This window comes from Mesorhizobium sp. C264A (assembly GCF_040324515.1).
In the GTDB taxonomy this organism is placed as follows: domain Bacteria; phylum Pseudomonadota; class Alphaproteobacteria; order Rhizobiales; family Rhizobiaceae; genus Mesorhizobium.
The window spans coordinates 3,705,087-3,728,997 of record NZ_JAMYVY010000001.1 but is presented as its reverse complement, the minus strand read 5'-3'; the positions used below and the strand labels follow the sequence as shown (position 1 = coordinate 3,728,997).

Annotated in this window: 21 protein-coding genes and 1 pseudogene; 14 read left to right on the top strand and 8 right to left on the bottom strand. The window is 60.5% G+C overall.

From position 1 onward, the window contains the following. Positions 1 to 2: 2 nt before the first annotated feature. Entirely contained in the window at positions 3 to 455 is a 453-nt protein-coding gene (locus tag NKL04_RS18285; RefSeq protein ID WP_023699914.1) for a family 1 glycosylhydrolase, read from the bottom strand. A gap of 246 nt (positions 456 to 701) precedes the next feature. Here NKL04_RS18285 and NKL04_RS18280 point away from each other — a divergent pair. After that, positions 702 to 982: pseudogene (locus tag NKL04_RS18280) on the top strand (ABC transporter permease subunit); the annotation flags it as partial. 204 nt (positions 983 to 1,186) lie between these two features. Here the strand turns inward: NKL04_RS18280 and NKL04_RS18275 are convergent. The 6 genes from NKL04_RS18275 to NKL04_RS18250 form a co-directional block, all read right to left on the bottom strand. Then, positions 1,187 to 2,038: a sugar phosphate isomerase/epimerase family protein gene (locus tag NKL04_RS18275; protein ID WP_023667739.1), complete on the bottom strand. Its 852-nt coding sequence runs from the start codon at positions 2,036 to 2,038 to the stop codon at positions 1,187 to 1,189. Next, complete coding sequence (locus NKL04_RS18270; RefSeq protein WP_023699912.1) at positions 2,035 to 3,060, bottom strand: ABC transporter permease; 1,026 nt, start codon at positions 3,058 to 3,060, stop codon at positions 2,035 to 2,037. Before NKL04_RS18270 ends, NKL04_RS18275 begins: the two co-directional genes overlap by 4 nt. Beyond that, positions 3,057 to 4,064 carry an ABC transporter permease gene (locus NKL04_RS18265; protein ID WP_023667741.1) on the bottom strand — a complete coding sequence of 336 codons (1,008 nt, stop codon included), beginning with the start codon at positions 4,062 to 4,064 and terminating at the stop codon, positions 3,057 to 3,059. The genes NKL04_RS18270 and NKL04_RS18265 overlap by 4 nt, the downstream gene beginning before the upstream one ends. After that, positions 4,057 to 5,571, bottom strand: coding sequence for a sugar ABC transporter ATP-binding protein (locus NKL04_RS18260; RefSeq protein ID WP_050593528.1), 1,515 nt, complete (start codon positions 5,569 to 5,571; stop codon positions 4,057 to 4,059). The genes NKL04_RS18265 and NKL04_RS18260 overlap by 8 nt, the downstream gene beginning before the upstream one ends. Positions 5,572 to 5,651: 80 nt before the next feature. Beyond that, positions 5,652 to 6,644 carry a substrate-binding domain-containing protein gene (locus tag NKL04_RS18255; RefSeq protein WP_031209051.1) on the bottom strand — a complete coding sequence of 331 codons (993 nt, stop codon included), beginning with the start codon at positions 6,642 to 6,644 and terminating at the stop codon, positions 5,652 to 5,654. Positions 6,645 to 7,010: 366 nt separating this feature from the next. Further along, complete coding sequence (locus NKL04_RS18250; RefSeq protein ID WP_023667744.1) at positions 7,011 to 8,090, bottom strand: LacI family DNA-binding transcriptional regulator; 1,080 nt, start codon at positions 8,088 to 8,090, stop codon at positions 7,011 to 7,013. A 1,018-nt stretch (positions 8,091 to 9,108) separates the two neighbouring features. Here NKL04_RS18250 and NKL04_RS18245 point away from each other — a divergent pair. The 8 genes from NKL04_RS18245 (at position 9,109) to NKL04_RS18210 (ending at position 17,648) form a co-directional block, all read left to right on the top strand. Beyond that, the gene (locus NKL04_RS18245; protein WP_031209049.1) at positions 9,109 to 10,131 is read left to right on the top strand and encodes a LacI family DNA-binding transcriptional regulator; all 1,023 of its coding nucleotides are present in this window, start codon (positions 9,109 to 9,111) and stop codon (positions 10,129 to 10,131) included. A gap of 173 nt (positions 10,132 to 10,304) precedes the next feature. Continuing rightward, a complete protein-coding gene (locus NKL04_RS18240) occupies positions 10,305 to 11,318 on the top strand; it encodes an SIS domain-containing protein (RefSeq protein ID WP_023699905.1) in 1,014 nt (337 codons plus the stop codon). A gap of 28 nt (positions 11,319 to 11,346) precedes the next feature. Next, a complete protein-coding gene (locus NKL04_RS18235; RefSeq protein WP_023699904.1) occupies positions 11,347 to 12,669 on the top strand; it encodes an ABC transporter substrate-binding protein in 1,323 nt (440 codons plus the stop codon). Positions 12,670 to 12,680: 11 nt separating this feature from the next. Beyond that, the gene (locus NKL04_RS18230; RefSeq protein ID WP_023699903.1) at positions 12,681 to 13,640 is read left to right on the top strand and encodes a carbohydrate ABC transporter permease; all 960 of its coding nucleotides are present in this window, start codon (positions 12,681 to 12,683) and stop codon (positions 13,638 to 13,640) included. Further along, on the top strand, positions 13,637 to 14,497 hold the full coding sequence (locus NKL04_RS18225) for a carbohydrate ABC transporter permease (protein WP_023714949.1): 861 nt from the start codon (positions 13,637 to 13,639) through the stop codon (positions 14,495 to 14,497). Before NKL04_RS18230 ends, NKL04_RS18225 begins: the two co-directional genes overlap by 4 nt. 21 nt (positions 14,498 to 14,518) lie before the next feature. After that, a complete protein-coding gene (locus NKL04_RS18220) occupies positions 14,519 to 15,373 on the top strand; it encodes a sugar phosphate isomerase/epimerase family protein (RefSeq protein ID WP_023699901.1) in 855 nt (284 codons plus the stop codon). Beyond that, positions 15,370 to 16,233: a PfkB family carbohydrate kinase gene (locus NKL04_RS18215; protein WP_023699900.1), complete on the top strand. Its 864-nt coding sequence runs from the start codon at positions 15,370 to 15,372 to the stop codon at positions 16,231 to 16,233. The genes NKL04_RS18220 and NKL04_RS18215 overlap by 4 nt, the downstream gene beginning before the upstream one ends. After that, the gene (locus NKL04_RS18210) at positions 16,230 to 17,648 is read left to right on the top strand and encodes an NAD(P)/FAD-dependent oxidoreductase (RefSeq protein ID WP_031209047.1); all 1,419 of its coding nucleotides are present in this window, start codon (positions 16,230 to 16,232) and stop codon (positions 17,646 to 17,648) included. Before NKL04_RS18215 ends, NKL04_RS18210 begins: the two co-directional genes overlap by 4 nt. Before the next feature lie 176 nt (positions 17,649 to 17,824). On the opposite strand, the gene NKL04_RS18205 is transcribed toward NKL04_RS18210, so the two are convergent. Further along, positions 17,825 to 18,919, bottom strand: a complete 1,095-nt coding sequence (locus NKL04_RS18205) for a LacI family DNA-binding transcriptional regulator (protein ID WP_023699898.1) — start codon at positions 18,917 to 18,919, stop codon at positions 17,825 to 17,827. A gap of 267 nt (positions 18,920 to 19,186) precedes the next feature. Between NKL04_RS18205 and NKL04_RS18200 the strand changes: the two genes are divergently transcribed. The 5 genes from NKL04_RS18200 to NKL04_RS18180 all read left to right on the top strand — a co-directional run bounded on the left by NKL04_RS18200 (position 19,187) and on the right by NKL04_RS18180 (position 23,453). After that, positions 19,187 to 19,975 (top strand): ABC transporter substrate-binding protein, encoded by a 789-nt coding sequence (locus NKL04_RS18200; RefSeq protein WP_502903346.1) that lies wholly within the window; start codon positions 19,187 to 19,189, stop codon positions 19,973 to 19,975. A 93-nt stretch (positions 19,976 to 20,068) separates the two neighbouring features. Continuing rightward, the gene (locus NKL04_RS18195; protein WP_023699896.1) at positions 20,069 to 21,610 is read left to right on the top strand and encodes an amino acid ABC transporter permease/ATP-binding protein; all 1,542 of its coding nucleotides are present in this window, start codon (positions 20,069 to 20,071) and stop codon (positions 21,608 to 21,610) included. 60 nt (positions 21,611 to 21,670) lie between these two features. Next, the gene (locus NKL04_RS18190) at positions 21,671 to 22,798 is read left to right on the top strand and encodes an NAD(P)/FAD-dependent oxidoreductase (protein ID WP_023699895.1); all 1,128 of its coding nucleotides are present in this window, start codon (positions 21,671 to 21,673) and stop codon (positions 22,796 to 22,798) included. Between the two features lie 180 nt (positions 22,799 to 22,978). After that, complete coding sequence (locus NKL04_RS18185; RefSeq protein ID WP_023667757.1) at positions 22,979 to 23,194, top strand: hypothetical protein; 216 nt, start codon at positions 22,979 to 22,981, stop codon at positions 23,192 to 23,194. Between the two features lie 13 nt (positions 23,195 to 23,207). Further along, complete coding sequence (locus tag NKL04_RS18180; protein ID WP_023699894.1) at positions 23,208 to 23,453, top strand: hypothetical protein; 246 nt, start codon at positions 23,208 to 23,210, stop codon at positions 23,451 to 23,453. Positions 23,454 to 23,911 lie beyond the last annotated feature (458 nt).

The following is a 23,911-nucleotide window of genomic DNA, read 5'->3' as shown; positions in this document are numbered from 1 at the left end:
GCTCAGTTGTTCGTTCCACCATCCCAGCGGGCCGAAAAGGTGGCGCAGATGAACATCTCATTTATTGGGGTGAAGAGCTGGATCCACGGATAGCGCATCGCGAAATCCCTGGCGTAGTGCTCGAATAGTGTCGGAAAGTCCGGGTTCTGGAAGTTGCCAATCCAGTCCGGCACGCCAAAATGGCAAAGGTCGACGATCGGAAGAATGTCTTTCGCCTTCAGGTCCGCGAAGGTCTCATCGGCGAATGCCCAATCATAACGTCCGTCACCCAGCCATGTTTTGTGGATGGGAGGTCCGTAGCGGAGGAAATGCACCCCGAGATCCTGGACCAGTTCGAAGTCGGTGCGCCATCGTTCGTAGAAGCGGCATTTTTCCATTTCGTCGACGCGCTCCCGGCCTTGTCGAATGGTGGGGGTGCTGTTCTCGATGCCGGTGGCAAACATGAACGTGAACATTGATGGTCCTTAGCCAAGGCGGAGATGCCCGCGCTTGGTCAAACGTTCAGTGCTCGACGCAGTTCCTGGAAGACTGCTTGTCAAGTTCGGTGGGCGCCTGGCAACCACGTGCCTGAAATTGGCGGAATTCTATCCCACGGTTCAAGCGAGCAGCTTGCGCCGAACATGGTCGGACTATGCTGGACGGAGATGTCGGCTTCGGGCCAGACCAGTTGGCGTCAAACGCGCCTTTGCAAGTGAAAGCGGTACGGCAATTTCTACGAGCTCTACGCGATCGCCGCCGCCGTCCTTGGAGGGTTCTCGTGCGGGGCGGGGAAGGGTCAATCATTGGTGTGGTGCTTGGAACGATCTTGCTGCAGGTGCTTCAGAACCTTGGCAATCTTCTAGGCATTCCCTCCTCACTCAACTTTGCCGTGAGTGGATCGGTGATCCAGATCGGGGTACTGGCCGACCAGGAATACACAGAGTTTCGAAAGCGCCGCGAATTGATGCGGGGCCGGCTCGCAACCGCCGAGGGTAGGCTGTGATGCCCGAGCCGGTGAAATAGGTTGTTCACGGCAGTTGCGATCGCCGACCGGTTGGCTGCTTGCGCCCGGGGGGCAGCCGAAGGCCGGGATCTAAAACGCCGCAATATTGCCTCTCGAGCGGCTCCTGCTTCGAAGGCAGTCGCCGCAATGTCGATGCAGTCGGCTCATGATGTGCCGAGTTTCGATCTCGCATGGCGATGTAACTTATGCGATCAGCCCGTACTGCCGTGCCTTGTTGCGCAAGAACGGCAGACCGTTGCCCATTACAACCGCTTCACTCTCGGCCACCGGACGCCACACGCTGAGGCCAAACGCCAGACGCGGATCCATGTTGATGAAGCTCTCCATCGCGAGCCCGCCCTTGAAGCGGATCGCGGCCAGCGTTGCGAACGTCTCATCCCAATTGCAATTGCCCTCGCCTGGGGTGCCGCGATCAGACTCGGAGAGGTGGATATATTTGAGGTAATCGCGGGCGACGATAATACCGTTGCCCATACCTTTCTCCTCTATGTTCATGTGATAGGTATCAAGGTGCACGAACATATTGTCGGCGCCGACTCTCTCGATTAGTGCCACCGCCTGAGCCGCGGTGTTGATGATGTGGTTCTCGTAGCGGTTCACGGCTTCAACACCGAGTTCGATGCCGCGAGACTTGGCTTGCGCGGCGGCGGACGTCATCACTTTCGCAATGTTATCAAGTTCGTCCTGCGTAGGTGGCACGCCAGTACGCTCGCCGATGCCGCCATAGATTACGCCGCATAGCGCCTGGGCTCCGATGTCGGCCGTCTTGTCGATAGCCACCTTGAGAAAGTCAATCGCCTCCTGTGGGTGGCGCGATGCCCACGCATATTCGGGCAACCCTAGCGAGCACACCGCCTGCATGCCATTTGCCGCCAGCAGCTTGCGGGTGTGATCGGCATCGCAAGAAAATGGATCGGCCAGCGAAATTTCAATGAAATCGAGATCGTATTTTTTCACCGCCGCTACAGTGTGCTCGGCGCCCTCTACGGACCAACCACTCGTCCACATGCTCGTATGAACGCCAAAACCCTTCATCGTGTTATCCTCATGAAATTGAGCTGCCCGGCAGCCCACCGCAAGATCACGACGCCGATCAGCATGATGCCCCAAATGGCTGTGGCCAGGTGCTGGCTGGCGCCCAAGAGATTCAGTCCCGAAGAAAGCAACTGCAAAACGATGAGGGCTAGGAAGACCGAAACGACCTTGCCGAAGCCGCCAAACGGATTCACCCCGCCCAAGAAGCAGGCAAGCACCGTAATCAGCACATAGGACTCGCCATGGCCGACACGGACGGAATTGAATCGTGCCATCATGATAATGCCGGCCAACGCACACATGGCGCCAGACAGCGCGTAGATCAGAATGATCACGCGTCGCGTCGAGATGCCGGAATAGCGCGTCGCCTCGATGTTGGAGCCGACCATATAGTTTGAAAAGCCAAGCCTGGTTCGGGTCATCAAGACATGCCAGACGATGACTGCGCCGAGCAGTATCAGCAGCGGGACAGGAATGCCGACGATGCTGCCGTGACCCAGGGGCTGGATGAATTCGGGAAAGCCCGAAATATCGGCGCCGCGGGTCAGAAACTCGCCAAGGCCGCGCAGGAAAATCATCACCGAGAGCGAAACGAGGATGGGGTGCGCGCCGGTATAGGCTATCACCGGGCCCATGACCAAGCCGCTTGCCGTGCCAACGCCGACCGCAAGAACGGAACCGAGTAGAAAGGCATAGATGCTTGCGTCCGGTCCTCCGTTGGCCTGAAGAACCCAGGCGAGCGTGAGGCCACAGAGATTGGCCGTGAACGTCACGGCGAGATTGATGCCGCCCGAGATGATCGGCATCAACATCGCGAGCGTAAGCAGTCCAAGTTCAGGCAACTGGAAGGCCACCGATTCAAAGGTAGCTTTGGACAGGAATCGCGGCGAGAGAGATCCGAAGAATGCAATCACCAAAATCAATGCCAGCAAAAGTCCGATATTCTCGGCGCCCAACGTGCCGGCAAGACGGCGCAAGAATCCGTGCCGTAGCGCTCCAGTTTCGAGCACGCGCTGCGTCATGTACCCATCCTCTGCCGCAAGCCCGCGAGGATATGCCCGAGCGGCGCGTTGGACAGCGTGATGGCAATCAAGATGATCGCCCCGACGATCATCTTGAAAGCATAGGGAGAGATGCCGAGGAGGTTCAGCCCGTTTTGCGTCACCGACACAAGAAACACGCCAAGGATGCAACCGAGCACGGTGCCGCGCCCGCCACCCAGCCTGGCACCGCCAAGGACAACAGCTGCCAGCACGTCCAGCTCGCGCCCCACCAATGCGTTGGGCACGACTTCCTGGGAATAGTGCACCTGCACAAGTCCCGCGATCCCGGCCATCAAACCAAGCCAGCCGAAGGCAATGAAGTGCATCGCCGCGATGTTGATACCGAGGCGACGGGCGCCCTCCGGGTTATCGCCAAAAGCGTATAGCTGCCGTCCCGTGGTGGTATACCGGATAAGCCCCCAGGTGGCGGCGACGCAGACCGCCATGATCGCAACCGGCAGTGTTAGCTCGGCCCAATTGCCATTCGCCTGTTGGAACTCGAAAAGCACAGTGCGATGCGTCCACCATGCAGGCAGATTGTAGATCGATACACCGTGCGTGAAGAACATCAGCAGGCCGAAAAAAATATTGAAGGTGGCGATGGTGACAACGATTGAAATGATCTGGAAATAGTAGATGAGGCCGGCGTTCACCGCACCCAGGGCGATCCCGACAATTGCCGCCAAGGTGAGGCCGATGAACCAATCACCACCTCCCATTTGGGCTAGAGCCAGCGCCACAACGTATTGAACCACTGACGCGGCCACAGCGAAGGAGATGTCGATGCCCCCAGCGATCAACACCACCAGCAGCCCAACCGCGAAGATCAGATTTGTCGAGCTTGTGTTGAGCAGATTGAAGAGATTGGCAATGGTGAAGAATTTGTCGCTCGCAACGGAGAGACCTGCGCTCATGATGAGAAGAACCACAACGAGCCATGTCTCGGTGGGATGAGCCCGGAAGAGCTTGCCGCGGTTACGCATAGACGGCAGCTTCCAGGTCGCCGAGCGGGATGGCGTGCGGATCGTATTCGGCGACTATCTTGCCCGCAGCCATATGAAGGATACGATCGGCGTTGAAATAGACCTCCGGCACTTCATCGGATATCAGCAGAATCGCCAGGCCTTCGGCAGCGAGCTTGGCGACAATCTCGAAGATGCCGGCCCGCGCGCCAACGTCCACCCCCACGGTTGGCGAATCAAGAATGATCAGTTTCAGGCCGACCGCCAGCCATTTGGCGATGGCCACCCTTTGCTGGTTGCCGCCCGAGAGCGTGGAAATCGCATCGGTCTGCCGCCCGACTTTTATCGCCAATTCCTCGATCCAATGATTGACGAGCGCGTCCTTCTTCTCCGAGGAGATCAGCCCTCGATCAAGGATCTTGTCGAGCACCGGGATAACGGCGTTGTCGGCGATGGACTGAGCTTGTATGAGACCAAGGGACAAGCGGTCTTCGGAGAGATATCCAATACCCGCGCGGATTGCGTCGCGGTTGGAGTTCAGATGAAGAACCGTCCCGTTGAGTGCGATGCTGCCGCGGTCTGGGCGCAGCATGCCGAAAATAGAAAGCGCGAGTTCTGTGCGACCGGCGCCGAGTAGCCCGGTCAGGCCAAGCGTTTCACCTCGCCGTATTGTCAGCGAAACGTCGTCATAGTCGCCTGCGCGGGTCAATCGATCGATGTTCAACACGACGGGTGATCCACTAAGGTTTCTCGTGCTCACGGTTTGGTCGAACGTCTTGCCGGTCATCAGTTCGGTGAGGCGTGATTGGGTCATTCCGGCGGTCGGGAACACCCCAACGACCTTACCGTCGCGCAGAACGGTGACGCGACTTGAGATCTCCAGAACTTCCGCAAGGCGATGGCTGACGAAGACGATGGCCATGCCTTCATTCGAGAGTGTTCGAACGATCGAGAGCAACCGGTCTGTTTCCGATTGAGTAAGCGACGATGTGGGCTCGTCCATGAAAATAACCTTCGCATCGCCGGCGAGCGCCCGGGCGATGGCGACGATCTGACGTTGGGCGATTGCAAAGCTACGCAGAGGCGCGTCGACATCGAGGTCGGCGCCAAGCCGCGCCAACAGCCCTCGCGCCACCTCGCGAATGCGCGAATGATCGACGAGCCGAGGCATGTTGCCGAGGACAGTTCTGATCCCGATATTTTCCGCGACTGTCATTTCAGGAAACAGTGCGAGGTCCTGCCAGATGACTTCCACCCCGGCGCTGCGCGCCGCAGCCGGCGACATGATGTCGACAGACTTTCCGGCGATCGACATGTTTGCGCCGGCTAGCGGCTGACAAACGCCGGTGATTACCTTGATCAGGGTGCTCTTGCCGCTGCCGTTCTCACCGGCGATGCATTGCACTTCACCCGGGAGAACCTCGAAGGCGACATCCTGGAGGGCTCTAACGCCCCCAAATGTGACGCTTATGTTGCTAAACGACAGAACCGATGGGAGGTCCTGCGTCGTAGACGCGACGAGGTTCACGGCGGGCCCTTCTGAAATGACAAGGATGGGGCGTGCCGGGATTGATTTGCCACCCCGGCACGCCAGCCATGGTCCGCCATCTAAAGCCCTAGGGCTGCAAGACCATCGACCGTTTCGACCGTGATAGGCTGCACAGCGTCCACGATGATGGTGCCGGTTTTGAAGTCAGGGTGAACGACACCCAGACCTTCGATCGTCATGCCGTCGGTAATTTCACCGCCGCCCGCCAGAAAATCAGCCATCGTTACGAATACTTTGCCCGCTTCCAGAGGATTCCACATATAGCCGCCGTCAATAATGCCGGATTTGAGCATTGCGCTGCCTTGGCTAGGCGAGAATGAACCGACAAGAACCACCTTGTCCCCAAGCTTCTGCTCCTCGATCGCGCGTCCGGCGCCGATCGGTCCCTGACTGCCGAACGTCAGGAAGCCGCCGAGGTCAGGATTGGCGGCAAGCACATCCAGAGCCGTCTTTCGGCTGTCATCGGCGCTCTCGGCGACGCCATATCTGTCGCCAACCATCTGCATGTCGGGAAAGTTCTTCTTCAGGTAGGCGATTGCAGCATCGGCCCAGGCATTGTGTGCGGGCACAGTAAGAGAACCTACGTACACCACGTACTTGCCTTTGCCGCCCATTTTCTCGGCAAATAGTTTGGCATGGGCCTCACCGAAACCAACGGCCGAGACCATTTCGAAGTCCCAATCAGCGTTCACCTGGTCTGGCGATTCATGAGTTATAACCTTGATGCCCGTTTCGCGCGCCTTTTTTAGAACTGGCTCGAGAACGTTTGCATCATTCGGCACGACGCCAATTACGCTGACGCCCTGAGCTATCAGGTCTTCGATCGCGCGGACCTGAAGTGCCGGGTCGGCGCTGGTCGGCCCGACCATGAAGCCGTCGTCGCCAAGCTCCTTCGACTTTTCCTTTATTCCCGTTTCCATCGCATTGAACCAGGGAATACCGCCGATCTTCACGACGACTCCAACCTTGATGTCCTTCGCCAGTGCAGCATCCATTGTGGCGACCGAAAGGGCTGCGCCGAACGCTGCCGCGAGTATAGTTTTTGCTAACATTTAGTTCCTCCCTGATTGACGAGTTTTTGGGTTGCCTATTGCCCATGTCGGCTTTGTTTGGCCCGCCCCTTTGTGCCCGACGGCATTGACGCACTCGGCGCCGCATTCCTCCCAGAACGCGCCATAAAAGACTTTGAATGCCGGCCGGTCAAGGTGCTAAATAGATTTAGCAAGGCGGGTCACGCAACCAGCGTCTAAAAACATTTCTCGATCGATGTAAACGATCCGCCCTTTCGCACTCAGGCTGCACCCGTAGAAAGGACATGCGATCCCCCGCGAGCCTTGGGTGGAGGCGGTGCTGCCCAGATCCGAGGTGCTGATGAACGGAGTTGAACTTCTGCAACGATGTCTCGTGACAAAGAATTGCTAGTGGTCGATGCTCGATTTGGATGCCGAATCCCAATCTTCTTGGGCGCCGTCATGCTCTCCGGTTCGCCCAAAGCTGGTCGGTACGGTCACCAGCGGAAAGTGGTCTATCGAATAATTCTCCAGAAGCGAAAATCCTTCAGCAATCATCACCTCGACATTCTGTCGGACCATGGTCACATCGAAGGGCAAATGCGCCGCGAATGGATCCCAGTCGAAGCTTCCGACAACAACCCGTCCAAGCTCACTTGAGGCTAGGGTCGAAGTGAACCGCAATGTTCCTTCAAGAGCGGTCACGCCGTTGACGAACATACCTGAGGGCAGATGCCCAAGCTGAGCGTATCGTGCAGCGAGAGACCGAGCAGCGTTGGTCGGTGCGTATCCGCAGCAGTCAATCGTGCCCGGGCCCGTAACAATCCCATGCGCTGCCAGCGCATCGTGAAAACCCAGCAAACGGCTACGTGTTGCGTCATCATCGCTGACCCCGCCAAAGAAGAAGAGATCTTCGGTGGAGCCCCCTCGTTCTTTCAATTTCTGAACAATGATCTCTGTGAGCGCCTTGGCGCCTCCGTAGTTGTCAGAAACAACTGAGGGAGCCCGACGGCCTGGCAGATCGATGTTGATGCACCGGACGCCCGCTGCCCGGCACAGATCATTCAGCGGATCGGGGTCACGAACGCCTGCAAGGAAGAGAAATTCCACCTGCTGAGCCAGCAGGGTTTCCGTCACACTCAACTCGTTATCAGGGTTGCGATGGGTGCTGACGACGATCGGGCACAAGCGGTGGACGCGGGATTCCGCTTCAAAGGCTTCGGCCAATCCGGCGAAGAAGCGATTGCGGTAATGTGGCAAGATCATTCCAGCGAGTCCGGATCGGGAAAGCCGCAATCCTCGTGCCTTGAGGTTGACAGCATAGCCAAGCCGCTCAGCCCAATCGAGGATGGTCGCTGCGGTTTCCGCCTTGATCCGGTGCTGTTGCCACGAGCCATTGAGGACGAGACTGACCGCTGTCGGGGACAACTTTGCCGCCACCGCGATATCATAAATCGTTGACTTGCGTCGGACAGACTTTCTCGCCATTCGTGACGCTCCCACTGGCAGATGCAGTAGACGCTAGTGCGGGGTCAAGGCAACATCTCTAAATTGCGACAAACGGTTTGGAGGAGCGATCCTACGGAAAGGACGCGGCCTCTCGTGCCTCCGGTCCGGTCTCCCTGATTGTCTCGATCGTTGCAATGACAGCGCCAGGGAAATCGGCAGATTTGGGATTTTCCCTGAAGCTTTCGTTCAGCGTCCCTGGAGACACCAACCCCAGCGTTTTGGCTTTGGTCTCCCCGATGATCAATCACCTTGCAAAGGTCGACGAGAAGTTTCGATCAGTTTGGAGCCCACCGTTGGGGATGGTCGGGCGCACGCGTCACGATCAAGTCCCTCCGTTTTCGCTAGCGGGAAGATGAAAGCTTTGGGTTTCTGAGTCTCTATCTGGCCCCAAAAGGGTGCTGCCGGATGCGCCTCCGTCTCCGGGCGTTGTTTGCGTACTTGGCCGACGTGTCTTTGCTTGGCAAGTTCCTTCCGCGACAAGGATCTGCTCGACAGCATTTTCGTCGCTATTGCCAATGCGGAGCCCCGGAGGATCAAAACCGGTTAGCAGCATGATGCCGACGGTTCCGAGCAAATGACTCAGATTTCCGATTTGCACAGAGTCCCCCGGCCTGTGGCTCTCTGTGCAGCAGGCCTTGAGAGTCTGGCTCGACCTTTTTTGGAAGCTCGCCTCCAATCGCTGGACGAGTTTGGCGGCAAGGCTAGTCGTCTCCATCGGTGTTATGATCGATGCCAGGGAGGCAGCCTAGACCATGGCGTGAACTCATTGCCGTATGCTGGCAGTGCGAGGCAATTAACTGACTGCACAACATGTAAGTGCATTCGTGGATCAAATTTCCAGATAGCCAAACGGCGCGCGTGTCTCGATTAGGTGGCAAGGAGTTGCGAAAGCTATGTTCGCAGTTTGAGAATCGTCCGATATGCCCCACAACGATGCCCGCAAGACGAGCCGAGGATGATCTGACGCAATGTTCAGATCCAAGAAGGACGGTTACCTGTGACCCAGAAAGGAATCACACTAAAGGACGTCGCCGCAGCGGCTAAGGTGTCGCGCGCCACGGCCGCCCGGGCGCTCAACAGCTATGGTTACGTTGGCGACGAGACGGCGCTCCGCGTGGTTGAGGCAGCCGAAAGGCTGGGCTATCGGGCCAACCTCGTCGCGCAGGCGCTGCGCAGCGGACAATTGCCGATCATAGGCTTCGTGCCCGGCGATATCCAGAATCCGTTCTTCGCCCGAATCGCGCACGACATAGAGGTGGAACTGCGCAAGCACCGCCACAATCTTCTGATTGCCAGCAGCGAGGAGAATGTAGAACAGGAGAAAGAACTGCTTGAGAGCCTTCGCTCGCTCAGCATTCGCGGCTTCATCCTTGCCCCAACGTCTGCAACCGACAGCCAGCATATTGTGCAACTGGCCCGCGAAGGCGCACCGATCGTGCTCATCGACCGCGTGGTAAAGGACCTGCAATGCGACAGCGTCGTCGTCGACAACGAGGGCGGGGCACGCGAGGCAGTGGACTATCTGGTTGGCAACGGTCACCACCGGATCGGTCTTTTGCGCGACGAGTCACGCATCTTTACGGCACAGGAACGCTTGGCTGGCTACGAAAACTCGCTCCACTCGCATGGGATCGCAATCGATGAAGCGCTCATCGGCGTATCGCGCTCGACCGTCGAGCACGCCATCGAAGCCACGATCCGCCTGTTCAGCCGGCACAATCGCCCCACCGCACTGTTCACGGTGGACAGCCTCATGACGCAAGGCGCGCTTCTTGGCCTGCGTTCAATGGGGCTCTCGATTCCGCATGACGTGTCGGTGGTTGGCTTCGATGACTTCAACCTCGCCACGTTCACCGATCCGCAGATAACGGTCGTGGCGCAACCCATCTCCGAGATCGGACCGCTCGCCGCCAGATATCTGCTGGAGCGGCTTGCCGGCAAAAAGGTTGCACCGCGCCGTACCCGATTTCAGACCCGCTTGATCGTACGCGGATCGGTTGCCCGGCGCGCTGTGCGCTAAAGAGCAAACCCCTCGATTTCGGAGAATTTCGTCTAAAGGACTTGCCATTGGCGAAATTGCGTGCCCATTATTGCTTGTGAGATCGATCTCACATCGGGAAAACGAGCTAGACGGCCCACCGACGCCTAAGGCGGGCTAGAGGCCTGTAACATGCGAAATACAAGGAAAACGTCATGCTGAACTTCGATAGGGACCGCTTCGTGAAGATCCAAAGCGGGGCCGTCGCCGTCGCAGGTGAGGTTCGCTCACTCATGCGCACACTGCTGGCAGATGGCGTCGAGCGGCTGTTTTTCATGGGCACCGGCGGCGTGCAGCTTCTAACCTTGCCCGCGATCGAGTTGGCGCAGCGCTGTTCCACCTTCCCGGTGAGCGGTGCCTATCCGGCGCAGGTCGTGATCGATCCGCCCGCCGGTCTCGACAGCAAGGCCGTGGTGGTCATCCCGTCCTTGTCGGGCACGACCAAGGAAGGCGTCGAGCTCATGGCCTTTCTGAAAAAACGTGGTGTGCGCACGATTTCGCTCACCGGCCATTCGGATACGCCAATCGCACGGGAGGCTGACCACAATTTCACGAACTTCGCCGAAGACGACACCTCGTCGGAATCCTTCTACCTGCAGACGCTGCTGATCGTCCTGGCCCTGCTGGAAGAGCGCGGCGAACATGATGATTTTGATGGCACTGTCGCCGAACTCAAACTGCTGCCGGATCTGCTTGCCGACGCCAAGGCTGCCTTTGAGGACAGGGCGGCCGAACTGGCCCAGACAATCAAGGACGATACCTATCACATCTTCACCGGCGCCGGCTCGGTGTGGCCGGAGGCACACTATTACGGCATGTGCATCCTCGAAGAGATGCAGTGGATTCGCACCCGCCCGGTGCACGCCGCCGACTTCTTCCACGGTACGCTCGAGTTGGTCGAGCCGGGCGTCAGCGTTTTCGTGTTCAAGGGCGAAGATGCCCTTCGGCCCCTGGCCGACCGGGTCGAGAACTTCGCCAAGCGCTACACGGACCGCGTTCGCACGCTGGACGCGGCCTCGGTCAAGTTGCCGGGCATCTCCGCAAAGGTCCGCGGCATGATCTCGCCGGTTCTGCTCGCCACCTTGCTCGAGCGGCTGAGCGCCCATCTCGAGGTGCTGCGCAACCACCCGCTGACCACCCGTCGCTACTACAAACGCGTGGAATATTGATCCCCTCTCACCTCTGAAGGAGCTATCCATGAAACGTTCGCTGCAAATCGTGGCGGTCACGGTGGCCGCGGTATCATCATTGGGGTTGTCGATAAGCGGCAGTTCCGCCGCTTCGCCGGCTGTCACGGCCGACCCAAACGCCAAGGTGGAATACACCGGCACGCTTTCGGTCCTGACGAAGTTCGGGCTGCAACAGCTGTCGCCCTATTTCGTCAACGTGGCACAGGCCTATGAGAAGCTCCATCCGGATGTGAAGGTCGAACTTATCCAGGAGAGCGACGACAGCGTGAAGGGCAAGACCAAGACGCTGGTCGCTTCCAACTCGCTGCCCGATATCTATTTCTCCTGGACAGGCAGCTGGGGTGGCAATTTCGTGCGCGGCAATCGCGCCGTTGATCTCACGCCCGTCATTGCTGCCGATACCGAGTGGGGCAAGTCGCTGTCTCCAGCCGCCGTCAAGGCGTTCCAATACAACGGCAAGTTCTATGGCATTCCGCTTTACCAGGATGCCAAGTTCATGGGCTACAACAAGCAGATCTTCGCCAAGCTCAGCCTCAAGGCACCCGGCACTTTCGAGGAATTGCTGACCAGCTGCGACGCCATCCGCAAATCCGGCGTGACACCGATCTCCTTCGGCAACAAGGAGGCCTGGCCGGCAATCCACTTTGCAGGCCAGCTGCTCGCCTACAACGTGCCGCAGGGAACGCTGGAACGCGACTTCGATCCGGCCACCGCCCAATACACCGACCCAGGCTATATCGCAGCACTCAAGCAGTTCAGCCAGCTTGTCGAGCGCTGCACCGATGGCGCCGGCGTCAACGGCACATCCTATGCCTCGGCTCTCCAGGCCTTCACCAACGCGCAGTCGGCCATGTACTACCAGGAGATCATCGAGTTCGATCAGGCCGCCACGCCGGAGTCGGCGTTAAAGCCCGCCGATTTCGGATTCTTCCGGCTGCCGGTGCCCGCCGGCGCCAAGGGTGACGCCAGGTCGATCGAGGGCGCGCCGGAGGGCTACATGATCAATGCGGCATCGAAGAACATCCCGCTGGCGATCGATTTCATGAAGTTCGTGACTTCGAAGGAAAATGCGCAGGTGCTGTCTGCGCCACCCTATGGCCAGCCGAGCGCCACCATCGGCGGCGCCTCGGAATCGAACATGAGCGCGGCTGTGGTCGATGGCCTCAAGGATATCAACGCCGCCTCATACCTCATGCCCTGGCTGGATACGGCCAACCCACCGCGCGTCGCCGCCGTCTGGCTGTCCAGCCTGCAGGCGGTGGCGGGCGGTTCGATGACGCCCGAGCAAGTGATGGACGAGGTGCGCAAAGCCGCATCCGCGGCCAAATAAAGCAGGCGAGCATGGCAAGGGCCTCGGACACAGTGGACAGCGGCGCCGACATCGGCGTCGTCAGGCCGCAACGGCCAAAGAGCCGGCGGGCGCGCTTCGCCAACCTGTTGTCGTTGCGATGGGCGGCGATCGCGCTCATCCTCATCGGCTGGTTCGTCTATTATCCGATCGTCGACAATTTCATCGTCAGCACCACCGACCAGGACATCTACACCGGCGAGGTCACCAATGTCGGCCTCGCCAACTACGACCGGCTGCTGCATGACCCGGTCGTGCTGCTGGCGCTGTGGAACAACTGCCTCTACGCTCTCATCTCCGTCATCTTCCAGGTCTTCGGCGCGTTCCTGCTGGCGGCCATTATCGAGGACCTGAAAAGCGAAAGCTGGCGCCGGCTGTGGCGCGCCGTCTATTTCGTGCCGTCGGCAATCTCGATCACAGTGACCGGCCTGCTGTTTTATTTCATCTACCAGCCGCAGATCGGCTTGCTGGATGCCGCGCTCAGCCGTGTTGGACTGAGCCAGCTCGTCATGCCTTGGCTCGGCAATGAGCACACCGCCATCTATGCCGTCATCGCCATGAGCCAATGGCAGGGCTTTGGCTATTCGACGCTGCTGTTCGCCATTGCCATCCAGAAGATCCCGCGCGACCTCTACGATGCCGCAACGATCGACGGCGCGGGTCCGCTTCGCCGCCTGTGGAGCATCACCTTTCCGCTCACCCGGGAAATGACGGGGTTGATGATCATCGTCACCATCACGGGCGCGTTCCAGGTGTTCAACGAGGTTATGGTGATGACCGCAGGCGGGCCCAACAACAGCAGCCAGGTGCTGGGCACGTGGCTCTACCAGAAGGCCTTCATCGAGGACAATTTCGGCTATGGCGCGGCGATCGCCGCCGTCATCTTCATGTTGACCATGCTCACAGGTGCGGCACAGCTCTGGTACACCAAGCGCCGCCGGGTGCGGCTATGAGTGCGATGGTCGCAGCCGGTCGCAGCCGGAACGTGAATGTGTGGTCGGTCATCGCCAGGACATTGCTCTATTCGTTCCTGGTCTGCCTTGGTGTCGTCGTCATCTATCCGCTGATCTGGATGGCGCTGAGCGGCTTCAAGGACAATGCGCAGATCTTCGGCGATCCCTTCGCCCTGCCCACCCATTGGTCGTGGAACAATTACATGCAGGCATGGAACCAGGGCGTGCGTGGCTACGTGACAGTCTCGGTGCTGGTGACCGTCGCTTCGGCCATATGCACCGTCCTGATCAGCGCCTGGACGGCCTTCGGCCTGACCCGCACCAAGATGTCGGCAAAGCCGCTGGTTATTGCCATCGTTCTGGGCGGCTTGATGCTGAGCCCCACCGTGGCGATCATTCCACTGGTGAAGATGTTGCAGGCGCTCGGTCTCTACAACACCTACTGGGCGCTGATCATTCTCTACACGGCGTTCCGTGTGCCGTTCACCACCTTCCTCATCCGCGCCTACATGCTGGATCTGCCTGAAGACATCGACGAGGCGGCGACGATGGATGGCGCCAGCGAGGGTCAGATCTTCTGGCGCATCACCTTGCCGCTGTGCCGGCCGATCATCATTTCCTGCGTCATCCTGCACGTCCTGTTCGCCTGGAACGAATATCTCTTCGCCATGATCTTCACGAGCGGCTCGGATGTGCAGACGCTGCCGGTCGGACTGACGTCGATCATGGCAACCCACGGGACCAACTATGCCGTGGTGTTCGCGGCCATGACGATCTCGGCGCTGCCTATCGTGATCGTGTTCTTTGGCGCGCAACGCTATTTCATCCGTGGCTTGGCCGAAGGCATCGGCAAATAACAATTCCCGAAAGGAGCCTTCATGCCGCAGCTCGCTGCTCATCAGCTGATCGGAGCCAATTTCAGCTTCCAGCACTTCCCCTTCGATGAGGTCGCCAGGACGATCCGAGGCTTTGGCCTGCGCGAGATCGAGCTGTGGGGGATTGCCCAGCATCTGGACCTGTTCCACGCCACGGACGCACGTGTCGAATCCGTTCGCCGGGTACTCGCCGACAACGAGCTGTCGGCCTGGTGCTTTACGCCTGAGCAGGTGTTGTATCCAATCAACATTGCCTCCGGCGACGCCGCACTGCGCCAGGACAGCATCGAGCGGTTTTGCCGTGCAGCCGACATCTGCGCGGCGCTTGGCGCCCGCTATCTCTTCCTGACGCCCGGCCGGGGCTACGAGAGCGAACCCCGGCAACCGGCATGGGACCGCGCGGTCGGTTCGATCGGCGAGATCGCCCGGCGCGCCGCCGCAAACGGGGTGCGCTGCCTGCTCGAGCCGTTGCAGCGGTTCGAGAGCAACCTCGTCAATGATGCGGCAGGCCTGCGCCAAATGCTGGACGAGGTGGGCGCAGAAAACATCGACGTCGTGCTGGACACTGTCGCCATGGCCACGGCCGGCGACACCGTGGCCGGCTATGTCGACCTGTTCGGCTCGCGGCTGGCGCATGTCCATCTGGTCGACGGCACACCAGGCGGGCATCTGGTGTGGGGGGATGGTACGCTGCCGCTCGGCCACTATGTCAGCGAGCTCGCGCGCCTGGGCTATGCCGGAAAGTTCACCTTCGAGCCGTTCGGCAACGGCTCCTACGCGCTGGATCCGGTAAAAGCCTGGACACGCTGCCTTGGCGCCATCGCGCCATACCTCAATCGCGCAACGGTGCCGGCATGACGTCGAAGAAGCTTATCGCGGTCGGGGACAATTGCCTTGATGCCTATTTGACCAACAACTTGATGACGGTGGGCGGCAACGCCTTGAATGTCGCGGCGCAATGGCGGCGCAACGGCTGGTCCGCGCGCTATTTCGGCGCCGTCGGGAACGATCCCGAAGGCGACGTGGTGCTTGCCGAGCTGGCAGGTGCCGGCCTATCCCCCGACGACGTCGAACGGCGTCCCGGCGATACGGCCGTCACCTTGCTGCGCGATGAATCCGGCGACCGGAAGTTCCTGCACGAATCCTTCGGTGTGGGCGAAAACTTCATGCCGCTGCCCGCGCATTATGCGGTCATCGCCGCGGCCGACTGGGTGCATCTCGGCACCAACGCCAACAAGCACCTCGTCCAACGATTGGTAGCGGACCATGTGCCGTTCAGCGTCGATCTATCGACCGCCCATATGGCGCTGCCGCTCGACGGTGTCCCGCTTTTGTTTGCGTCCGGACCGGACGATGTCGATGTTCCCATCGAGCCGTCGCTGGGCGCGCTCAGGAAGGCCGGCGCAAGGCAGGTGGTTTTGACCTGTGGTCGACGCGGCTCGTACTTCGACGATGGCACGAATGTCGTGCATGCGCCGGCGACGCTTGTCGATGTCGTGGATACGTGTGGCGCCGGCGACAGTTTTATTGCCACCTTCCTCGCCGGCTTCCATTTCGGCGGCCTTGGCGCCCTGGAGGCATTGCACAGGGCGTCGATCGCGGCGGCACAGACCTGCACCCATCTCGGCGGGTTTCCCCAGAGACCGCGTCCGATACCCGATTGGCTGCGAGCCAAATATGCCAGCTTCATTGTCGATGCGCAGGGAGCCCAAGCGTGAGTACACTTCGTTTGCGGCAGCCTGCGGTCGCGCTTGCATCTGACCGGTCGTTTTGGCTGCAGGACATTACCGCCGCCCCTGCGACCGAGCCATTGCGAGGCGACGAGCGCGCCGACGTGGTGATCGTCGGTGGCGGCTATACCGGTCTGTGGACCGCGCTGCGGATCCTTGAACTGGCGCCGCAAACGCGGGTGGTCATCCTTGAAGCCGATCTGTGCGGATCGGGGGCCTCGGGGCGCAACGGCGGTCAGGTCCATTCATGGTTCGCCGAAATCGACCAGATCAGTGCGGTCGTCGGTCTCGAGGAAGCGCGCCTGCTGTGCGCCGACACGGTGGCATCGATCGCGGAGCTGAAGGCGCTGCAGCAAAACGGCACCATAGACATGGACCTGAGGCTGGACGGATGGTTGTGGACCGCAAGCTCCATTGCGCAGGAAGGCGCCTGGGAGACCGCCGTGGCCTTGACGGCGGCTGTTGGAGAAAACCGTTTCAGCCCGCTGACGGCCGAGGACATTCAACGCCGCACCGGTTCATCGGCCTCCTATTTCGGCGTCGTCGAGACCACCGCCGGCACGGTCCATCCCGCCAAACTTGCCATCGGATTGCGCAAGCTGGCACTGGCACGCGGCGTCATCATCCACGAGCGCAGCCCGGTCCTCGCCATCGAACCCGGCATGACATGCACGGTGCGCACGGGGCATGGCGCGGTACGGGCTGACAAAATCGTGCTTGCCGCCAACGCCTGGCTTTCGGCGCTGCCGGAACTGCGGCGGCATCTTTATGTGGTCGGCAGCGAGGTGATTGCCACTGCCGCCATTCCCGAACTGCTCGACAGCATCGGCTGGCGCGACGGTGCCTCGATCTGCGATTCCCAGGCCCAGGTGCTCTACTACCAGCGCACCATCGGGGGCAGGGTGGTCTTCGGTCGTGGCAGCGGCAACGTCGCCTTCAGTGGAAATTTCGGCGCCAGCTTCAACCGCAGCCCGGAGCACGGCCGCGACAATATGCGAGAGCTGCATCGGGTCTACCCGTCGCTGCGCGGTGTGGCGATCGAATATGACTGGTCGGGGCCGATCGACTGCGTGCCTGAACACGTTCCTGTCTTCGACCACCTGCGCGATCATCCCAATATCTTCTACGGCATGGGATTTAACGGCACCGGCATCGCGCAGACGCCGATAGCCGGACGCATTCTGGCGAGCCTGGTGCTCGAGCGAAAGGATCGCTGGAGCGAAAGCGGTCTGGTCGGCATCGAGCGGCGCATGTCGCTGCCGCCCGAGCCTTTGCGTTATCTCGGCGCCAGACTTGTCCGCGCCGCGGTGCGCCGCAAGAACGAGGCCGAGATCCGCAACCGCAAGGCCGGCAGGATCAGCAGTCTTTTGGCGGCCCTGAAGCCAGGCAGGCGCAAGAAGTAGCCGGGCATCTGGCTCATCGTCACGCTCTTCAAACCATGAGCCGGCACGTGCCGTCCCGATGACGGTGGACGCGGCATTGCGATCAGGGTGTTTGCTGGGTTGATCGACGTACATTCTTAAAGCGGAGTGCGTCGACCTTGTTCTAACGTATTCATGTGGGCGTACCGCCGCCAGGCCTATGCTTGGCGCACTTGCGGCTTTCCATCCGAGGGCGGGCCAACGGATCCGCGTGCAATGATGGCGGTCGGCAAAATGAGCTTTTCCGCCGGGCGGGAATCTCCCTTCAATCGCCGGATGAGCAATTCCGCGACGCTCTTGCCAAGCGCGTAGACGGGCTGGTCGATAACGGTGATGGGCGGCGTGGTGACGCTCGTCCAGTCCGCATCATGGAAAGTGATGAGCGAAATGTCGTCGGGAACCCGCAGGCCGCGCTCGCGGGTCACCTTGAAGATCTCCAGCGCAATGACGCTGTCGGAGGCGAGGATCGCCGTCGGCCGATCCGCCGCCGACAGCATCTCGCCGGCAACCCTGCGCGTTTCGGTGGGGCTTGTCGCGCCAAGGCGAACAAAGCGTTCTGGCCGATCAAGTCCGGCCTCTCGGCACACGGTGAGGAAACCGTCGATGCGCTCACGGACCGACGAGGTGTAGATCTGCCCGAGATCGCGGTACTCGTGCCCTTCGGCGTCGACCGCGGTTACATAGGCGATGTTGCGGTGGCCGGCATCGGCTAGAAAGCGGGTCGCCAGCATGGCGATGCCGCGATCGTCGGTCGTGACCGTATCGACATCCAGATCTGCCAGCGCCCTATCCAGCAGAGCAAGCGGTCGGCCCGAGCGGTGGATATCGCGCAGGTGCGCTATATCGCGCGATTCCGACGGCGTGACGATCAGCCCGTCGACGCGCTTGCCGATGAGCAGTTTCACGGCCGCCTTTTCCGCCTCGATCTTCTCGCCGGAATTGGCCAGGATGACGTTGAACCCGGCTGCCTTTGCCGCGTCGCTGATGCCGCGTACCGCGAGGCTGAAGAACGGGTTCTCGATGTCGCCGACAACCACGCCGATGATGCCGGAGCGGCCGGTCGTCATGCTGCGGGCGAGCTCGTTCGCACGATAGTCCAAGGCCTTGGCCGCGGCCGTGACTTCCGCGCGGATCATGTCGCTGACGACGCCGTATCCGCCGAGCACGCGCGCGGCTGTCGCTTTCGAAACATTGGCCGCGCGGGCGACGTCGCTGACCGTTATCGACGGGGTCTTGGGGGCGGTTCTTTTCATCGGATGACGACTACAAGAGTTGTTGACGGGAGGTCAACGTGGCGATAACGATTAACAAAGAGACCGGTCTCACGCAATATGAGACCGGTCTCTTTAAAAGGAGTGGAGCCGAGAGGCGTGACGGACCGTGATTTCGGCAAGGGCATGTCGGCGCGCCAGATGGCGGCTCGACGCAAATACCAAGAAGAACAGACCTTCAGAGTGGAGAAAGACATGAGCAGGAAAGAAATTCTCAAGTCGTTGATGTGCCCGGTCAGAACCGGCGCAATGGCTCTTATGGCGATGTGCGTCGGCGCCGGGCTGGTTTCAGGAGCGGCCGCCGCGGATGACAATCCCTATGGCCTCATTGATGCGAAGGTCATCAGCGTCGGGACCATGGGCGATGCCAAACCCTACGCTTTCACCCAGGCCGATGGGTCGTTCACCGGCTTCGACATCGAATTGTTCCGCAACGTCGCGAGCCGCCTTGGATTCAAGCCCGACCAGGTGACCTTCACCGGCCAGGAATTCTCGGCGCTGATGCCTTCCGTTGCAAACGAGCGCTTCGATGTCGCGGTCGCGGCAATCGGCACGACGGAAGCACGCAAAAAGACCGTCGACTTTTCCGACGGGTATATCGCAGGCTATCTCTCCGTGCTTACCGCCGACAAGGCGATCACGGCGGCGGACGGGCTCAAGGGCAAACGTCTCGGCGTCGTACAAGGCACGCTCCAGGAAATCTACGCGGCGAAGAATTTTGTCGGAACCGATCTCGTCAAATTCCCCGACAACAACTCCGCCGTTTCGGCGCTTAACAACGGAACCGTGGATGCCCACTTCCTCGATTACGAGGCCGCCAAGGACTATGGCCTTCGCTACCCGAACCTGAAGATCGCGGTCAATATTCCTTCCTTTGACGCGCCGGCCGGCTTTGTCCTGCGCAAGGGCAACGACAAGCTCCGCAATGCGCTGAACACCGCCCTTCACGCGGCCATGCAGGACGGCACCTGGAAGACGCTTTATGAAAAGTGGTTCCCCGGCTCGCCGATGCCCGACCAGTATCTTCCCAAGAAGTAGACCGTACCGGCCGCTGGCTTTCATGCTGGCGGCCGGATTACGCCTCCGTCCTTGATGCGGACGATGTGAATAGCGCAACCAAAAGGGGGGCGAATGAACTGGCTCGAAAACCTGCGGCGCAGTTTCCTCGACTGGCAGGCCATGGCGGACGTGCTGCCCAGCATGATCACCATCGGATTGAAGAACACCTTGATCCTCGCGGCCGCGTCGACGGTACTGGGTGTCATCCTCGGCATGATCCTGGCGGTCATGGGCATCTCGCAATCGCGCTGGCTGCGCATTCCGGCGCGGGTCTACACGGATATATTCCGTGGGCTGCCGGCGATCGTCACCATCCTGCTGATAGGCCAGGGCTTTGCCCGCATCGGCCGTGAAATCTTCGGCCCTTCGCCCTTTCCGCTCGGCATTCTTGCGCTGAGCCTGATCGCCGGCGCCTATATCGGCGAAATATTCCGCTCGGGCATCCAGAGCGTCGAGCGCGGGCAGATGGAGGCCTGCAGGGCGCTCAGCATGAGCTACGGCCAAGGCATGCGCCTGATCGTGATCCCGCAAGGCATCCGCCGCGTCTTGCCGGCCCTCGTCAACCAGTTCATCGGCAACGTCAAGGATTCAAGCCTTGTCTACTTCCTCGGTCTGCTCGCCTCGGAGCGCGAGATCTTCCGTGTCGGTCAGGACCAGGCAGTGGTCACCGGAAATCTCTCGCCATTGCTTCTGGCCGGCGTGTTCTATCTCGTCATCACCGTGCCGTTGACCCATGTGGTCAACTACATCGACAACTCGCTGCGGGTCGGAAAGCAAAAGGCAGGCCTCGTCATCAGCGGCCTGGCCGAAGTGAGCGAACTGGAGGGCGCCACCGGCAGTGCACTTTCGGAGGCCGGCTCTGATGCCCGCTCAGCGCTGCCCCGCTTCAAGGGCGGCAGTCTCGCCATTACCGATCTCGACATGGCCTATGGCGACCTCGATGTTCTCAAAGGCGTCAGCCTGGCAGTCAAGCCTGGCACGGTCACATGCGTGATCGGCCCATCAGGTTCGGGCAAGTCGACCCTGCTGCGCTGCCTCAACCGCCTGGTCGAGCCCAAGGGCGGTGAGGTGTTGCTCGATGGTGCGAGCATCCTGGCGATGAGGCCTGAAAAACTGCGCCGGCGTGTCGGCATGGTTTTCCAGCAGTTCAATCTGTTTCCCGACCACACGGCCCTGGAAAACGTCATGCTGTCGCTGACCAAGGTAAAGGGCCTCCCTGTACAGGAAGCTGAGCGCATAGCCGAGGCGCGCCTTGCCGACGTCGGGCTTGCGACCCGCAAACACCATCGTCCAGGGAGCCTTTCCGGTGGCCAGCAGCAGCGTGTGGCAATCGCTCGTGCATTGGCGATGGACCCGGAGGTCATCTTGTTCGATGAGGTAACGAGCGCACTCGATCCCGAACTGGTGAAGGGTGTGCTCAACCTCATGGCGGATCTCGGCCGGCGCGGCATGACAATGGTCGTGGTGACGCATGAAATGGGCTTCGCCCGCAAGGTCGCCGATCAGGTCGTCTTCATGGATGAAGGCCGCATCATCGAGGCCGGCACGCCTGCCGCGATTTTCGACACGCCGAAAAGCCCGCGTCTGAAGCACTTCCTTGCCGAAGTGCTTTGATCACGTATGAGCCCTTCAAGACGGCCGCCCAAACCAACCTCCACCAGTGAAAGATATCTCATGGCTGCATCACATCAGGTTTCCAAGGTCGTTGTTGTCGGCGGCGGCATTTTTGGCGTCTCCTCGGCCGTTCATCTTGCAAGGCTCGGCATCGAGACCGTGCTGGTCAATGATGGACCGCTCGCCAAGGGAGCTTCCGGCCGCTCGCTCGCCTGGATCAATTCGGCGCGCAGGCGCTCGGCTGAATATCATCGCCTGCGCATGATCGGTATCGACCGCTACCGCAGTTTGTCGGCGCGATGCCCGGATGCCGCCTGGCTGCGTTTCGACGGTGGCCTGACGTGGGATGCGGACGATGCCTCAAACGAGATCGCCGATGTCTTCGCTCACGAAAAACGTCTCGGCTATGATGCGCAGCATCTGTCCGCGGACGCCATAAGGTTGGTCGCGCCGGGTGTCTGCGCAAGCGCTGTCACGCCTCAAGGCGCGATCTTCAACCCTGGCGAGGGCTGGGTCGACCTGCCGTCGCTGATCGAAATATTGATCGCGGAATTCGTGGAGCGGGGCGGCCAGGTGGTCACCGAGGCCGGACGCGCTACCGTCACCGTCGCCAACGGCCGCGCCACCGGCGTCACCACCACCAGCGGGATCAGCTTCGCCGCCAACGCGGTGCTTCTGGCGACCGGTGCGGATGTGCCGCGAATGGTCGCCGTGGCCGGTCAGCGTATTGCCGATGGGACACCAATCGCGCTGCTGGTCAGGACCAAGCCAGTCGATTTGCCGCTACGCGCCGTGCTCAACACGCCGCGCGTCGCCATCCGGCCGACGCCTGATGGCGCCCTCGCGCTCGATTCTGCCTGGTCGGAAGAAGAGGTGGTAGTCAATCCGGACGGGACTTATCGCGTAAAAGCATCGACCATCCAGGGGCTTCTCGACGAAGCGTCGAATGTTCTCGACGGTCATCCGAAATTGGAATTGGAGAGCTACGGTGTCGGGCCCAAGCCAATCCCCGGAGACGGCGAGCCGGTCTTCGGCCAGTTGCGGGAGCTCGAGGGGTATTACGTCGCCTTCAGCCACAGCGGCGCAACACTTGGCTTGATTGCCGGCGAACTGCTTGCAACCGAGATCGCCACCGGAACAGAGCACCCACTCCTTGCAAGCTTTCGACCGTCTCGATTTTCACTTTAGCCCGCCAATTCGCCTCGGAATGGAATGTAATGTGGCATGCCTGGAGTTTCGCTAGCCGAGACGGCGGCCGCCTGGCCGCTTGCGCGCACCGAACCTGACACCGGAACATTTTCTCCACGTTGAAGTTGGACAGCGCCAGGACCGTCTTTCGTCCAAGCTCAACCAGCGCTGAGAAATTCCATGACCAACCAACACCCCAAGACTAAACAGCCCACGGACAAGGATCTGCGAGACAACCCGGGAATCGGCACCTCGAAGGGCGCGGTCAAGGGCGGCGATATGCTCGACGAGAACGATGCTCTCGATGGGGACAATACGTTCGAAGGCGATGTCGAGAACGACGTCACGCCTCAGGGCGGCATCAACCCTGACCAGACCGGACGCACGAACAAGTAGGAGGCACCTTGCCATGGCCGGCCGGAAGACCCACGAGCAGCAGCTGCGCATCATCGAAAAGCGCGAGAACACCAGCAATGCCGGCGACGATTTCAATGCCGAGGATGAGCTGAAGAGAACCAAGCAGGAGCGCGAGGCGCGGCAAGGCGGCGCCAATCTGCGCGACGAGGGCGTGGAATTGACCGACAAGGATGATCGCCAGATGATCCGCGGCGAAAACCAGGAGAGCGAGCACCACAAGCGCAGGCAGGACGACTAAGCCTGTCGTCTTTAAGGCTATCGAGGAGCCATGCCAGACTACCGGCACGCCAGGCACCGCATGGTCGAGGCGCACATCGCCCGCCGCGGTGTGCGCGACGAACGAGTCCTTTCGCCACTGAGGCGGAATCCCGCGCGGGAAATTCGTCGACGAGGGGTGCGAGGAGTTCGCCTATGGGACGGTCCGGGCGGCGTTGCGCTCTGGCTATAGGGACCTGCGAAGACGCGACCTGAACATCGGCCAGCTCTGCCGCGAGCGCTTTTGGCGATCAGGCAGCCTCAGCCACTACATGCAAGCTCGGCCTCGCAGCAGTTCGATGCCTTCGTCTGTTCGATCGCACCTCGCCTGTTCAGCCGCTGACTGCCGAACAGCGCCTCATCGGGTGGTACTGACACGCTTGCCTTCGGCACCTGACTAGGCGGCCTTGCCTTCGGGCACGGAACATCTCACCGACTTTC